The sequence below is a fragment of the Micromonospora sp. NPDC047756 genome, assembly GCF_055587245.1.
Window position 1 is genome coordinate 132,114 of the sequence record NZ_JBVJGQ010000009.1, and the last position, 13,878, is coordinate 145,991.

Below are 13,878 nucleotides of genomic sequence, written 5' to 3' on the forward strand. Positions count from 1 at the left end.
GGCCCTCCCACTCTGTACAGGATGGCCCCGGCCGACGCGTCGGTCCGGAGGCGGACCGACTATGCCGGAACAGTCGACATCCTGCCTTGACAACTATGACTGCCGATTGCTTCCGACGTATTGCCGTCACTTTTCTTCAACAACCTGTAGCCGAAAGGGGGCCTGCCACACCGGATCGACGGTACGGCAGGCCCCTGGACGTCTGAGCGTCGGATCAGCGCGGCGCTGGCGGACGCCGTGCGATGGCGCTGAGGAAGATGCTGCCGATCTCGCTCGGGTCCTTGGTGACGAAGACGTCGCCACCGGTGACCTTGGTGATCGACTCCAGCTCTGCCTTGCTGACGCCCTCGCCGATACCGATCATGATGACCTGGACCGGCCGCTCCGGGTCGGCGATCTGCTTGAGCTTGCTGAGCAACTGCTGCTGGTTGAGGCCGTTGTCGTCCTCGTTCTTGCCGTCGGTGAACAGCACGATCGAGTTGACCCGACCGGGCTGCCAGTTCTCCTGCACCGCCTGGTACGCGGCCAGCATGGTGTCGTAGAGGCCGGTGTCACCGCTGGAGGGCTTGACGGTGGCGAGCGCGCCCTCCAACTGGGCCCGCTGACCCGAGAGCGGCCCGATCGGAACCAGCTCCCGGTAGTCCCGGTTGCCGACGAGCTTGGTGGAGAAGGTCCACAGGCCGATCGACCAGGAGTCGTCGAAGAGGCCGAGGCCGCGACGGGCCGCGTCGACGGTGACCTCCTCCCGGCTGCGGTTGTTGGCGCTGGGCACCGGTTCCTTCATCGAGCCGGAGACGTCGATGACGGCGAGCATCCGACCGGACTGGGTGGCGATCGACCAGCTGGAGACGACCCGCTGGATGGCGGCCGGGTCGAGGCCACCCGCCGCGGTGCCGCCGTTCGCCGGTGCGGTCGGCGCGCCGCCGGACGGGCTCGGAGCACCCTGCGGCGCCTTGAAACCATCGCCCCAGTTGCCGTCCGGCGCGCGCAGCGACTGCGCGGCGAGCCGGTTACGGAAGGTCGGACTGGTGAGCAACTCGTACAGCACCTTGGCCGCCGACGCCTTGCTCGGCTCGATGCCGGGCAGCACCGCGTACGGGTAGTCCAGCGGCATCGGCGCCGGCTCCATGTAGAGCGCGGCCAGCGGCACCGGCGGCTTCTTGCTGTTGTACGCGATCACGTCTTCTTCGGACAGAGCCGCCGCACCGAGACCGCTCGCGATGGACGTCGCGTCGTTGGCCGTGGGGAAGCGGGCCAGCAGGTCGTTGCGGAGCGAGGAACGCCCTGTGGCCAGTGCGCGGAGCGCGCCGACGGTGTTGCGCTGGGCGTCGCCGCCAGCGCCGTTCGCCGCAGCGGTCAGCGAGAGCAGACCGGACAGCCCCGCGGCGTCGCGGGTCGGCTCGACGATCCCGGTCCGCAGCGGAGAGCTGGTGTTGTTGACCTGCTTGAGCAGGTCGGTCCAGTTGAACTTCTTGTCCGGCCAGCCCAGTCGGGTGGCGACCGGCTCGGGCATCGCGACGACGATCGGGCTGCGAGCGATGGACTGGCCGTTGGTCGGGGCGAACGCCGTCGCGTCCTTCTTCAGCCGCAGCAGCCAGGTCGAGGAGTCGGGCACCCAGACGTCCGGGCTGACGGCGGTGCCGCTGGCCTGCCCCACACCGGCCAGCACGGCCCCGTGCTTGGCCGCCACCACGGCCGCCACGTCGACCGGGTCGGACGCGGACACGTCGACGCGGATGCAGGTCGGGCCCACCGCCGCGCCGTCCTTCACCCACTGGGACGCGGCGGCATCCACCGCTGGCGCGAGTTCGGAGGCGACCGCCACGGCCAGTCGGATCTCTCCCGAGCAGCTGGGCTGGATCAACTCCTGGTAGCCGAACCACGCGCCCGTCGTCACGACGAGCACACCCGCCGTTGCGGCGGCGGCGGCTAGGTGGAGTTTCGAACGCATGCGATGGCGGCCTGCTGACACGGTGACCATCTTGCGTACTAGGTGCCGTCTCTGCCACATCCGTTCGGACTAAAGTTACGGAGGAGAAACAGTTGACCACTTTTTTGCAACAGAGAGTGATGGGGCCGCCTCGCGGCGTTGCCAAACCAGTGCCACCCTCACATCCTCTTAGTGAGCGTTCAGGGCAGGATGCACGTCGGGCTCGGCACCGGCACCGGCTCACCGGACGCCTCCAGGACGCCGGTTTCGGCGTCGCGCCGGAACACCCGCACCATGTCCGCCCGCTCGTCGGCGACGTACAGGTGCTCCCCGATGAGGGCGAAGTGCCGAGGCCACTCCCCGCCGGTGTCCACTTCGGCCACCAGCTCGGGCAACTCCCCGGCCAGCGCGAAGACCGCCAGCGTCCCCACCCCACGGTTGGCGACGTAGAGGAACCGGCCGTCCGGGGCGACCGCGACCTCCGACGGCTGGACGTGACCGGCGTGGTTGCTCGCCTCGACCCGCCCGCGCTGGTGCAACGCGCCGTCGTCGGTCAGCTCGTAGGCGGTCACCGAGGCGTCCAGCTCACCGACGACGTAGCAGCGCCGTCCGTCCGGGTGCCGGGCCAGGTGCCGGGGGCCGGTGCCGGGCTTCGTCCGCATCCGGGGCGCACGCGGCACCAGCCGTCCGGTCGCCTCGTCCAGGTCGTACCGGTAGACCGAGTCGGTACCGAGATCCACGCCGAAGATCGGCCCCTGAGCCGCGCCGGGCGAGACCATGTGGGCGTGGGCGTGGTCCTGGCGCTCCGGGTCGGGGCCGTGCCCCTCGTGCGCCACCAGGTCGGTGCGCTCGCCGGGCACGCCCTGCGGGTCGAGCGGGAAGACCGCGATGCTGCCGCTGCCGTAGTTGGCCGCCAGTAGGTGACCGCCACCGGGCAGCACCGCCAGGTGGCACGGCTCCGCACCGCCGGTCGACCGACTGCCGAGCGGGTCCAACGCGCCGTCCGCACCGACCTGCCAGGCGCTGATCTCGCCGTCCGTCAGCTCGTTGACCGCGTAGAGCACCGGCTGGGTGGGGTGCCGCACCAGGAAGGAGGGGGACGGGGTGACCGCCACCGTGCCGAGCGGGGTCAGCGCCCCGGTTCTCGGGTCGCGACGCGCGGCGACGATGCCGCTGCCCCGCCCACCGCTCTGCGCGGTGTAACCCCCGATGTGGACGACCTCACCCTGACCGCTCACGCCCAACTCCTCCGCCGGCAACCTTCGTTGATCCAACCAGAGGCTGCCCGCGTTGCCCGCCCGTTAACCGGCTTTCCGGCCCGGATCTCAGGCCGCCGGCACCGGCTCGCCGCGCTGTCGGGCGACGTGCTCCACCAGAGAGATCAAGACCATCTTCCCGGACTGCCGGTCCCGGGCGTCGCAGAGCACCATCGGCACGTCCGGATCCAGGTCGAGCGCTCGGCGTACGGTCTCCAGGTTGAACCGGCGGGAGTCGTCGAAACAGTTCACGCCCACCACGAACGGGATTCCCCGCTGCTCGAAGTAGTCGATGGAGGGGAAGCAGTCGGCCAACCGCCGGGTGTCGGCGAGCACCACGGCGCCGAGCGCGCCGAAGGCCAACTCGTCCCAGAGGAACCAGAACCGGTCCTGGCCCGGCGTGCCGAACAGGTAGACCTGAAGGTCCTCGTTGATGGTGATGCGGCCGAAGTCCATCGCCACGGTGGTGGTGGACTTGCCCTCCACGCCGGAGAGGTCGTCGGTGCCGATCCCGGCACCGGTGAGCACCTCCTCGGTCTGCAACGGACGGACCTCGCTCAGGGCGCTCACCAAGGTCGTCTTGCCAGCTCCGAAGCCTCCCGCGATGAGGATCTTCAGTGCCAGCGGGATCGTGGTGCTGGTGCCCACCTGGTCATAGCGCACGGAGTCCACTGACCACCGCCTTGAGGATGTCGTCGTCGGGAAGGATGCCGGGGGCCGGCGGCTCGTGCACCGCGACCAGGCCCTCGGCGAGAAGATCACCGAGCAGTACCCGGATCACGCCGACCGCGAGGTCCAGCTCGGCTGCCAGTTCGGCCACCGACACCGGCCGGTGGGCCAAGGTGACCAGCCGTCGATGCTCCGGCAGCAGATGCGAATGGCTCGTCGCGTCGACGTCCGAAACGGCCAGCACGAACGCGACCAGGTTGAATCCGTCGACGGCGGAGCGTACGCGGCCTCCGGTGAGGGCGTACGGGCGCATCACCGGGCCGGCTTCACCGTCCAGCCACTCGTGCTGCGGCCCGGGCGGCTCAGTCCGCATCTCCGGCACCCGCCGTCGATCGGGCCGGCGCGGCGAGGCTCTCCCCCACCCGGATCACCAGCATCGCCATCTCGTACGCGACCAGCCCGATGTCCGCGTCGGCGTCGCTCACCACGGCCAGGCAGGCGCCCTGCCCGGCGGTGGTGACGAAGAGGTACGCCTCCTCCATCTCCACCACCGTCTGCCGGACCGGGCCGCCGTCCACGTGCCGGCTGGCGCCTCGGGCGAGGCTGGAGAAGCCGGCGGCGAGCGCACAGAGGTGCTCGGCGTCGGAACGCTCCTGCTCGGCCGAGCAGCCGAGCAGCAGCCCGTCGGCGGAGAGCACCACCGCCTCGCGGGCGGCGGGTACCCGTTGCACCAGTTCGTCGAGCAACCAGTCCAGACCTGCGCTCTGCTTCGTCGAATGCCGCACTAGGCGTCCCTCTCAGTCACGGTCGGGGGTTCGGGGGTCGTCGGCGGGTCGGTGGGGGCCGCCTGGACCGCCGGCCCGGTCGGCGGTGGCGGGCCGGTCGGCGGTGGCGGGCCGGTCGGCGGTGGCGGGCCGGTCGGCGGTGGCGGGCCGGTCGGGCGGTTCGGCGGTGGCGGGGTGATGGCGGTGGCGCGTCCGCGCGCCGTGCCGGCCTGGAGCGCCGCCATCACCTGGCGGACCTCCTCCGGCGAGCGGGGCGACGGTGTGTCGGTGACGGTCGAGCGGGGCTGGGCGGCAGGGGTACGACGTCGCACCCGGCGGGGCAGGCCATCCAGCTCGTCGTCGGGCTCGTCGGGCGTGGCCGACCCCTCGTCGCGCCCATTCGCGGGCGGGACGGCCGAGCTCGGCGCTCCGGCGGGCGGGGCCGTGCTGGCGGACGGGGCCGTCGGCGGGCGGGTGCGGGGGCGGGTCACGGCGCCCCGGCGCGCCGTCCGGACCAGTCGCCGGCCCGGGTCGGCCGACGCGGCGTCGAGCGTGGCGGGGTCGGGGCCGGCCGGCGGCTCGGTGGTGACCAGGTCTCCGGGGACCAGCACCACGGCGGTCACGCCACCGTCCCCGGACGGGCCCAACCGCACCCGTACGCTGTGCCGGGCCGCCAGCCGGGCCACCACGAACAGGCCGAGTCGGGCGCTCTGCGCCGGGTCGAACTCGGGCGAGCTGGCCAGTCGGGTGTTGGCGGTCTCCAACGCCGCGTCGGACATGCCCAGCCCCCGATCGGTGATCTCCAGGGCGTACCCGTTGGCCACCTGCGCCCCGGTGACGGTGACCCGGGTGTCCGGCGGGGAGAAGGCGGTGGCGTTCTCGACCAGCTCGGCAAGCAGGTGGATGACGTCGCCGACCGCCCGCCCGAGCACGCCGGCCGGCTGCACGGCCTTGACGTCCACCCGTTCGTACGCCTCCACCTCGGAGATCGCGCCGCGGATCAGGTCGACCATCGCGACCGGGTTCCGCCAACCCCGACCGGGCGCGGAGCCGGCGAGGATGACCAGATCCTCGGCGTGCCGGCGAAGCCGGGTGGCCAGGTGGTCGACCTGGAACAGCTCGGCCAGCTCGTCCGGGTCCTCGCTACGCCGCTCCATCCGGTCCAGCAGGTGCAACTGACGGTGCACCAGGCTCTGACTGCGTCGGGCGATGTTGAGGAAGACCTCGTTGAGCCCGCGACGCAGGGTGACCTCGTCCACCGCGGCCTGGACGGCGGTGCGCTGCACCTCGGTGAAGGCTCGCCCGACCTCGCCGATCTCGTCGTGGCCGTACTCCAGCGGCGGAGCCTCCCGCGCGACGTCGACCTGCTCGCCACGGCGCAGCCGGGCCACCACGTCGGGCAGCCGGTGCTCCGCCAGCTCCAGCGCGGCGGTCCGGACGCCGCTGAGCCGGCGGACCAGGGTGCGGCCGACCCGCAGCGCCACCAGCACCGAGACGACGACTGCGGCGAGCCCGAGTACGCCGGCGGCGGCCAACCGCACCAGGATGCCCACCGCCATCGGCACCGAACGGTCGGCGAGAGCGTCGGCCTCGGACAGTTCGAAGTCCCGCAACTGCTGCTGCACCGCGTCCTGGCTGGCCTGCCAGGCAGCGGCGTCGACAGCCGGCCGACCGGACCGGTTGGGCACGACCAGCGCGTCCTGCATACGGCGCAGCCGGGTGAACGCCTCGCTCTCGGTCAACCGTTGGTACGCGACCCGGCTGCTCTCGGGCAGGTCCGCCACGGCGTTCTCGGTGAGCCACCGTTGGTTGCCGATGGCCTGGACGAGCTGTGTGTGCTCCCCCTCGGCGAACCGTCCGGCGGTCAGCGCGCCGGCCAGCAGCGCGTCGCTCTGGCCGAGCAGTTCCCGGGAGCGACCCAGCGCGGTGAGCGCCAGGGCCTCCCGGTTGATGTCCGGGTCGCTGAGGGTCGCCATGCCGGCGAACGCGTGGAAGGCCGCGGTGACCATGCCGCTGTAGAGGCCGATCGCACCGGCCCGGTCCACCTTGCGCTCGTCGATGAACCTCCGCCCGTCGGGTAGCGCCGCCAGCGAGTTGACCAGCTCGTCGACCCGGCTTTCCAGCGGGTCGTCAGCGGCGTCGCGCAGCGGTTCCCCGTTCACCCGGCGTCGCAGCTCGGCGACCGCCCGGTCGGTGCGCCCGCGCTGCTCGGCGAGGGCGGGCACGTCGGTACCGCCGGCGAGCTGCACCACCGAGAGCCGGCGTTCCCGTTGCAGCTCGGTGACCACTGTCTCGCCGGGTCGACCCAGGTCGTACAACAGGGTGCGGGCGGAGAGAAGGTCCAGGGCGGGACCGAAGGTCAGCGTGGTCGCGAAGATCCAGAGCGCCAGGAGCGCGGTCACCGGCGCGACGACCAACGCGGTCAGCTTCGAGCGGATCGGCCAGTCGCGGGTTTTCATCAGACCTCGCCCGTACGGGGTGGCAGGAGGGGTGCCGGCACCGCCGGACACCGCGCCTGCCGGCTGCGCGCCCGGCCGCGTCGCCGGGCACCGGCGCGGGCGCCTTGGGCAGGATACGTAATCGGAGGCTGTTTCACTACCGCCCGTGTCGACACCACCCAAGCGCCTCTTCCGGGGTGAATCAGGCCTCGACAGGTGAGTGGTTGCGCCCCTCGTCAGGAAAGTGTCTCGGATCGGGATTGGCGATCACTGCGCGGAGGGAATAGCAGATGACGAAGGAGGAGCCCATGTCGCCCACGCAGATAGTCGTCATCGTGCTCGTCGTGCTGGTGATCGTCGCGGTGCTGGCCGTGGCCGCCCGCTCGCTCAACAACCGCCGTGCCCTGCGCAACCGGTTCGGGCCGGAGTACGACCGGGTGGTGGCGGAACAGGACAGCCGGTCCGCCGCCGAGCGCGAACTGCGCGACCGGGAACGCCGGCATGCCGAGCTCACGCTCACCCCACTCACCGCGGAGTCCCGGGCTCGCTACGCCGCCGCCTGGGAGGAACTCCAGGTCCGTTTCATCGACTCCCCCGGCGAGACGGTGGGCGATGCGGACGAACTGGTCACCCGGCTCGTCGAGGAGCGGGGCTACCCGACCGGTGACTTCTCCGACCAGATCGCCCACCTCTCCGTCGAGCACGCCCGCACCCTGACCAACTACCGGGACGCGCACGAGATCCACCTGCGCAACTCCCGGGGCGAGGCCAGCACCGAGGAGCTGCGGCAGGCGGTCGTGCACTACCGCGCACTCTTCGCCGACCTACTCGGCGAGGAGCCGGTCGGCCACCACACTCCCGAACAGCGCCATCACCCGGACCACGACGCCACGAGCCGCTGAGGAGGCCACCGATGCGCCAGGAAGAGCAGCAGGTGAGCAACGACCACCCGGAGGCCGTCCGGTCCGCGCCCGTGCCGGTACCACCGGCCGGCGACCGGGCCGACCGCTCCGACGTCCCGGAGGACGCCCTCGACGACCGGGGCACCTTCGACGACCAGACCGCCGCCCACGGGCGGGCCGACGACACCGACCGGGACGCCGCGTACGACCCGGCCGACGACGAGCTGACCGACGACTCCGACCCGCGCCACCGACGTGACGACCGGTCCACCGACGAGGGCGGTTTCCACGAGCCGGGGCCGCTGCCGACGACGTTCGGCGCCACCACGGTGGCCGACGCGGTGGCCGCCTCCGCGCTGGCCAGCCCGCACCCGCAGGATCAGCCGGACCCGAGGGCCGAGCGGACCGCCCAGCCGGGCGACGGCGCCGAGGACGGTGAGCGGGAGGGTCTGCGCGCCGACCCCACCGCCGAGCTGCACCGCCGCGACGCGGAGTTCGACGACGGCGCGGGTGTCGACGACCGCGCCGACCTGGACGACCGCGCCGACGCGGACACGTCCGCTCGCACCGTCGTCGCGCCGGGGAGCACCGACGGCGACCCCGAGCGGCGCGGCGACCTGACCGGCGACCGGGACGCCGCTACGGCGGGCGCGGCCGGATACGGCAGCGCGACACCCGAGATGGTCGACCCGGACGCGGACGGCGAACCGGTCCCCGGCGACGACACCAGCCCCACGCTGGAGTCCGCCGGAACATCCCGACCCGCCGGGTCGACGGTCGCGGCCGAGCCGGCCACGCTTCTCGACACGGACACCGCGCAGGGCTTCCGGGACCGTTGGCGGGACGTGCAGCTGCGTTTCGTCGACGACCCGCAGGCGGCGGCCGGCGAGGCGCAGTCGCTGGTGGAGGAGGCCATCCAGGCCCTGTCCTCGGCGCTGGCCGCGCAGAAGAACACGCTGGGTGGGTGGCAGGACGCCGGCTCGGCCGACACCGAGCAACTGCGGATGGCGGTCCGCAACTACCGGGACTTCCTGGACCGCGTACTCGGTCGCTGAGTCCACCCGACCAACACTGGCGCCCCGGCCGAAACGGCCGGGGCGCCCTTCTGCGTACCGGACCAGCCAGATCGCCCGAAGGGGCCAGACACGCCGGTCGCGACCTCGGGGAGTGAAACCGCGCGGACCGGGTAATAGGGCGCGCGCGGACCAACCAGCGCGGACGTCGGGACGAGGGGTGACGGGGTGGACGGCGACGGTCTTCGGCTCAACATGAACGGCCTGGACTACCTGATCCTGGCGCTGTACTTCGTCACCGTCCTCGGGGTCGGCTTCGCCGCCCGCCGGGCCATCCGGACCAGCGTCGACTTCTTCCTCTCCGGCCGCTCCCTGCCGGCCTGGGTGACCGGTCTCGCCTTCGTCTCGGCGAACCTGGGCGCGTTGGAGATCATCGGGATGGCCGCCAACGGGGCCCAGTACGGCGTCATGACGGTCCACTACTACTGGATCGGCGCGGTCCCGGCGATGGTCTTCCTGGGCATCGTGATGATGCCCTTCTACTACGGCTCCAAGGTTCGCAGCGTGCCGGAGTACCTGCGGCTGCGCTTCAACCGCCCCACCCACCTGCTCAACGCGATCAGCTTCGCCGTCGCCCAGGTGCTGATCGCCGGCGTGAACCTGTACGCGCTGGCCCTCGTCATGCAGGCGCTGCTCGGCTGGCCGCTCTGGACGGCGATCGTGGTCGGCGCGGCGATCGTGCTGGCGTACATCACCATCGGCGGCCTGTCCGGGGCGATCTACAACGAGGTGCTCCAGTTCTTCGTCATCCTGGCCGGCCTCATCCCGGTCACCGTGATCGGTCTGGTCAAGGTCGGCGGCTGGAACGGCCTGATGGACGCGGTCGGCGACACCAAGCTCGGCGAGGCCGGTCTGCACGCGTGGCAGGACACCGGCAGCACCGCCAACCCGCTCGGCGCGCACTGGATCGGCATCGTCTTCGGTCTCGGCTTCGTGCTGTCGTTCGGCTACTGGACGACGAACTTCGCCGAGGTGCAGCGGGCCCTCTCGGCCAAGAACATGAGCGCCGCCCGGCGTACGCCGATCATCGCCGCGTACCCGAAGCTGTTCATCCCCCTGGTCACGGTCATCCCCGGCCTGGTGGCCCTGGTCACCGTGAAGGGCCTCGGCGCGGAGAGCGGCGACCTGCAGTACAACAACGCCATCCCGCTGCTGATGCGCGACCTGCTCCCCAACGGCGTGCTCGGGGTCGCGGTCACCGGCCTGCTCGCCTCGTTCATGGCCGGCATGGCGGCCAACGTGAGCGGCTTCAACACCGTCTTCACCTACGACATCTGGCAGGCGTACATCCGCCGTGACCGGTCGGACGAGTACTACCTGCGCGTCGGCCGGTGGGCGACGGTCGCCGCCGTGGTGATCGGGATCGGCACCGCGTTCATCGCGGCCGGGTTCAGCAACATCATGAACTACATCCAGGCGCTCTTCTCCGTCTTCAACGCGCCGCTGTTCGCCACCTTCATCATCGGCATGTTCTGGAAGCGGATGACCGCGCTGGCCGGCTTCTGGTCGCTGCTGCTGGGCACCCTGGTGTCGCTGAGCCTCTACCTGCTCTACAAGGGCGGGGTGATCGATTTCAACTCCGACCTGGAGGAGAGCTTCTGGGGCGCCGGTCTGGCGTTCGTCACGGCGGTGGTGGTCGCCGCGATCGTCACCCCGCTCACCGCACCCAAGCGGGACGAGGAGTTGCGCGGGTTGGTGTACGGCATGGGCGGCGTCGACCTGAAGGGCGACGTGCTCGCCGGGGACGCCGTCTGGTACCGCTCTCCGGTGCTGCTCGGTCTGATCGCGGTCGCGCTGGCCGCCCTCTTCTACATCCCGGTCTTCTGAGGAAAGGGGTCGGCAGATGAGCAACGACGGCCAGCCGGCACAGGACCCGCTGATCGACGAGGCGCAGGCGGAGCAGCGGCGCTCCGCCGCGGCCCGGTTGTTCGACATCCGCCGGGTGATCGGTGGCCTCTTCGTCGCGTACGGGGTCATCGTGACGCTGATCGGCATCTTCGACAGCCGGGCCGAGATCGACAAGGCCGAAGGCGTACGGATCAACCTGTGGGCCGGGCTGGCGATGCTCGTGTTCGGTCTGCTCATGCTGCTCTGGCAGTGGTGGCGCCCAGCGGAGGCGCCGTCCCCGAACGAGCAGCAGCCCGACGCCTGACCGGACCGCGTGAACACGGCCCGGCCGCCGGGCGGTCCGGCATGAGCGCGGCACGAAGGGGTACGCGGGGGAATCAGGCACCGTGTCGGACCCAGGAGGCAGCACCATGACCGATCGCGATCGCCAACCGCCGCTGGAGGACAGCCCCGAGGTGGCCTCGGCGGTGGACGATGACGCCACCGTGCCGCAACTGCGCACCGGGGGTGGCCCGGACCGGGACACGCCGGGCTTCGCCGAACCTCGCAGCCGACCAGGTGACCTCGCGCCCGACACCGACGAGCTGATCGGCGACCCGTACGCCGCCGGCACCGGGGCCACCGGGACGGGCACCGGCGCCGGCGGGGACAACATCCGCACCGGGGGCGAGCAGCCCTGGGAGCCGGAGGACCTGGTGATGGCCCGCGGGCAGGATCTGACACCGGAGAACCTGGAGAAGGCCCGCCGCGACCTGGCCGAACAGGGCCAGGCGGCGATCGAACGCACGGTGCCCTGATCGGGCCGGCAAAAGGGGGGGTCCCCGGCCCGACCTGTGACGGTCGAGCCGGGGACCCGGGGGGAACCTGCTGCCAACAGTGCCTCACCAACCACTGGCAGCGGGTTGGTGCGTGAGCTACCCGATCAGAGCGCCGGGTAGGCGTTGCGCATGAGCTCCTGGAACTGGGCGGAGAACCAGGCACCGGAGATCGGCGCGTCGCCCAGGGCACCCGACGGGTTGTTGCCGTTACGGGCGTTGCCGCCGTACGTCGGGTCGCACATCCGGTCGAAGCCCTTGCCCTCGTTGTTCGGGATCTCCTTGCTGGAGCCGTCCGACTCGCCCGGCGGCTTCACCCAGACGTAGGCGTCGATACCCGTGGCCGGGGCCACCCGAGGCCGCTCACCGAGACCGGCACCGGCCTGGTTGCACCAGTTGCCGAGGTGTGCCCGACGGTCGATGCGACCACCGTTGACGTACGTGTCGACGCTCGTCGTCGCACCCGGGCCGGTGGGCCGGGCGGAGCCGCCCCAACCGTTGCGCGAGGTGTCGATCAGCATGCCGATGTTCGAGTTGAAGCCCAACGAGACCAGCTTGGTCCGGAACGCCTGGGCGAACGACAGCTCGTCGACGTAGTAGTTCCAGTCGACCCACTTGGACTGCCGCACCGTCTGGCCGTTCACGTTGTCGGTGACCTTGAAGTACGGCTCCTGCAGCGCCGAGTAGTTGGCGGTGTTGGTGATGAAGCCGTGCACGTTGTTGACAGTGCTGCCGGAGGCGACAGCCGCGGTCTTCAGGATCTCCGCGCTCGGGTTGAAGTTGCTGTCCCAACCGAGCCAGCCGTGGTGGCCGGAGTCGATGTAGTTGTAGACGTTGCCGATCGAGCCCAGCTTGGCCAGGGCGTAGCCGACGCCGTTGACGTAGGCGCCGTTGGCCTTGACCGTGTCACACATGACCGTGCCGCCCGGCTGTCCGGAGGTGTTGGTCACCAGGTTCGGCAGCGAGTCGATCTCGATGATGTTGATGATCCGCAGGCTGCTGTACTTGGCCTGGCTCTGGATCGCGGCGATCGGGTCGATGTACTCCGCCTTGTACTTCGGCAGCTCGTCCGGGCCCAGCTCACCGTTGGAGGCGAGCGCGGAGCAGTCCCGGCCGGGCAGGTTGTAGATCACGAACTGGATGTAGCCGGCACCCTGGCGCAGCGCCTCGTCCAGGTGCTCCTTCACGCCGAAGGCACCGTTGGAGCTGCTGTTCGGCGTGCCGTTGATCGCGGCGATCCGGTCCAGCCAGACGGCGGTGGGGTTGTTGGAGACCCGGCTGCCGCCGGGCTCGGCGTCCGCCTTGGCCTTCCACTCCGGGTTCACGTAACCGCGCACCCCGGCGTACGGGTTGTCGACCTTGGTGCCGGGCGGGTTGGTCGTGGGCGGGTCGGTCGGCGGGTCGGTCGGCGGATCCGTCGGCGGGTCGGTGGGCGGATCGGTCGGCGGGTTGGTCGGCGGGGTGGTGCCACCGTTGCAGACCACGCCGTTCAGGGTGAACGAGGTGGGTTTCGGGTTGCTGCCGCTCCACGCGCCGTTGAAGCCGATGCTCGTCGACGCGCCGGTGGCCAAGGTGCCGTTGTAGGACATGCTGCGCGCGGTGACCTGGCTGCCGGACTGGGTGTACGTGGCCGACCAGCCCTGCTGCACCCGCTGGCTGGAGTTGGGGAAGGTCCAGCCGAGCGTCCAGCCGTTCAGCGCGTCGCCGACGTTCTTGATGGTGATGTTCGCGGTGAAGCCGCCCTGCCAGTCGTTGCTCGTGTACGCGATATCGCACTGCGTCGCGGCCTGCGCCGCGGTAACCGGAATCGTTACGAGCCCACCCGCGACCAGGGCACCCGCGCCGGTGAGCGCGAGGGCCCGGCGTGGGCCGGTTAGCCTTCTCCACACATTCATGCCACTGATCTCCTTGGGCGAGACCGGGCCCAGGTGCAGCCCGGCGGGACGGCCCGATGGGCGTCCTGCACGGACGGCCGTCGGCGCCACGGGATTCTTTGGGGGCGCCCGACCCGGACGGGCGATAGTGGTGGTGGTGCCCGACCGATGCGTCGGCCGGTCGATCGGCGGCGGGTGCGTCGCCCGGTGAGAAACCGGGTGCCCTCGACTCCCTGCCTGCGCGGTATGGCTCTCTCAACCGCGTTCGCCGATTCTTGCATGGGAGCGCTTCCATGGCAATGGCTCGAT

12 protein-coding genes are annotated in these 13,878 nt (G+C 71.1%); 5 read left to right on the forward strand and 7 right to left on the reverse strand.

Translation table 11 applies throughout. The features are described from left to right. Positions 1-214 precede the first annotated feature (214 nt). The 6 genes from ACZ6NZ_RS28285 to ACZ6NZ_RS28310 form a co-directional block, all read right to left on the reverse strand. Positions 215-1,972 (reverse strand): substrate-binding domain-containing protein, encoded by a 1,758-nt coding sequence (locus tag ACZ6NZ_RS28285; RefSeq protein WP_465860992.1) that lies wholly within the window; start codon positions 1,970-1,972, stop codon positions 215-217. A 158-nt stretch (positions 1,973-2,130) separates the two neighbouring features. Then, a complete protein-coding gene (locus tag ACZ6NZ_RS28290; protein WP_465860993.1) occupies positions 2,131-3,168 on the reverse strand; it encodes a lactonase family protein in 1,038 nt (345 codons plus the stop codon). Between the two features lie 87 nt (positions 3,169-3,255). Then, on the reverse strand, positions 3,256-3,858 hold the full coding sequence (locus tag ACZ6NZ_RS28295; RefSeq protein ID WP_355008977.1) for a GTP-binding protein: 603 nt from the start codon (positions 3,856-3,858) through the stop codon (positions 3,256-3,258). After that, the gene (locus ACZ6NZ_RS28300) at positions 3,839-4,228 is read right to left on the reverse strand and encodes a DUF742 domain-containing protein (protein WP_465860994.1); all 390 of its coding nucleotides are present in this window, start codon (positions 4,226-4,228) and stop codon (positions 3,839-3,841) included. Before ACZ6NZ_RS28300 ends, ACZ6NZ_RS28295 begins: the two co-directional genes overlap by 20 nt. Next, on the reverse strand, positions 4,218-4,640 hold the full coding sequence (locus ACZ6NZ_RS28305) for a roadblock/LC7 domain-containing protein (protein WP_465860995.1): 423 nt from the start codon (positions 4,638-4,640) through the stop codon (positions 4,218-4,220). The genes ACZ6NZ_RS28300 and ACZ6NZ_RS28305 overlap by 11 nt, the downstream gene beginning before the upstream one ends. Next, complete coding sequence (locus ACZ6NZ_RS28310) at positions 4,640-7,078, reverse strand: sensor histidine kinase (RefSeq protein WP_465860996.1); 2,439 nt, start codon at positions 7,076-7,078, stop codon at positions 4,640-4,642. Before ACZ6NZ_RS28310 ends, ACZ6NZ_RS28305 begins: the two co-directional genes overlap by 1 nt. A gap of 287 nt (positions 7,079-7,365) precedes the next feature. On the opposite strand from ACZ6NZ_RS28310, the gene ACZ6NZ_RS28315 reads away from it, so the two are divergent. The 5 genes from ACZ6NZ_RS28315 (at position 7,366) to ACZ6NZ_RS28335 (ending at position 11,677) form a co-directional block, all read left to right on the forward strand. After that, positions 7,366-7,959, forward strand: a complete 594-nt coding sequence (locus tag ACZ6NZ_RS28315; RefSeq protein ID WP_465861132.1) for a hypothetical protein — start codon at positions 7,366-7,368, stop codon at positions 7,957-7,959. Between the two features lie 11 nt (positions 7,960-7,970). Continuing rightward, positions 7,971-9,014 (forward strand): hypothetical protein, encoded by a 1,044-nt coding sequence (locus ACZ6NZ_RS28320; protein WP_465860997.1) that lies wholly within the window; start codon positions 7,971-7,973, stop codon positions 9,012-9,014. Positions 9,015-9,200: 186 nt separating this feature from the next. Further along, entirely contained in the window at positions 9,201-10,859 is a 1,659-nt protein-coding gene (locus ACZ6NZ_RS28325) for a sodium:solute symporter family protein (RefSeq protein WP_465860998.1), read from the forward strand. Between the two features lie 16 nt (positions 10,860-10,875). Further along, on the forward strand, positions 10,876-11,184 hold the full coding sequence (locus ACZ6NZ_RS28330) for a hypothetical protein (RefSeq protein WP_124859979.1): 309 nt from the start codon (positions 10,876-10,878) through the stop codon (positions 11,182-11,184). Between the two features lie 106 nt (positions 11,185-11,290). Further along, entirely contained in the window at positions 11,291-11,677 is a 387-nt protein-coding gene (locus ACZ6NZ_RS28335; RefSeq protein WP_396790086.1) for a hypothetical protein, read from the forward strand. 125 nt (positions 11,678-11,802) lie between these two features. On the opposite strand, the gene ACZ6NZ_RS28340 is transcribed toward ACZ6NZ_RS28335, so the two are convergent. Next, positions 11,803-13,590 carry a glycoside hydrolase family 6 protein gene (locus ACZ6NZ_RS28340; RefSeq protein WP_465860999.1) on the reverse strand — a complete coding sequence of 596 codons (1,788 nt, stop codon included), beginning with the start codon at positions 13,588-13,590 and terminating at the stop codon, positions 11,803-11,805. Positions 13,591-13,878: the final 288 nt, after the last annotated feature.

Bases quoted from the DNA above. Each gene is read 5' to 3' on its own strand.
- ACZ6NZ_RS28335 (WP_396790086.1), top strand. From the start codon at position 11,291: ATGACCGATCGCGATCGCCAACCGCCGCTGGAGGACAGCCCCGAGGTG.
- ACZ6NZ_RS28300 (WP_465860994.1), bottom strand. From the start codon at position 4,228: ATGCGGACTGAGCCGCCCGGGCCGCAGCACGAGTGGCTGGACGGTGAA.
- ACZ6NZ_RS28330 (WP_124859979.1), top strand. From the start codon at position 10,876: ATGAGCAACGACGGCCAGCCGGCACAGGACCCGCTGATCGACGAGGCG.
- ACZ6NZ_RS28310 (WP_465860996.1), bottom strand. From the start codon at position 7,078: ATGAAAACCCGCGACTGGCCGATCCGCTCGAAGCTGACCGCGTTGGTC.
- ACZ6NZ_RS28340 (WP_465860999.1), bottom strand. From the start codon at position 13,590: ATGAATGTGTGGAGAAGGCTAACCGGCCCACGCCGGGCCCTCGCGCTC.
- ACZ6NZ_RS28315 (WP_465861132.1), top strand. From the start codon at position 7,366: ATGTCGCCCACGCAGATAGTCGTCATCGTGCTCGTCGTGCTGGTGATC.
- ACZ6NZ_RS28320 (WP_465860997.1), top strand. From the start codon at position 7,971: ATGCGCCAGGAAGAGCAGCAGGTGAGCAACGACCACCCGGAGGCCGTC.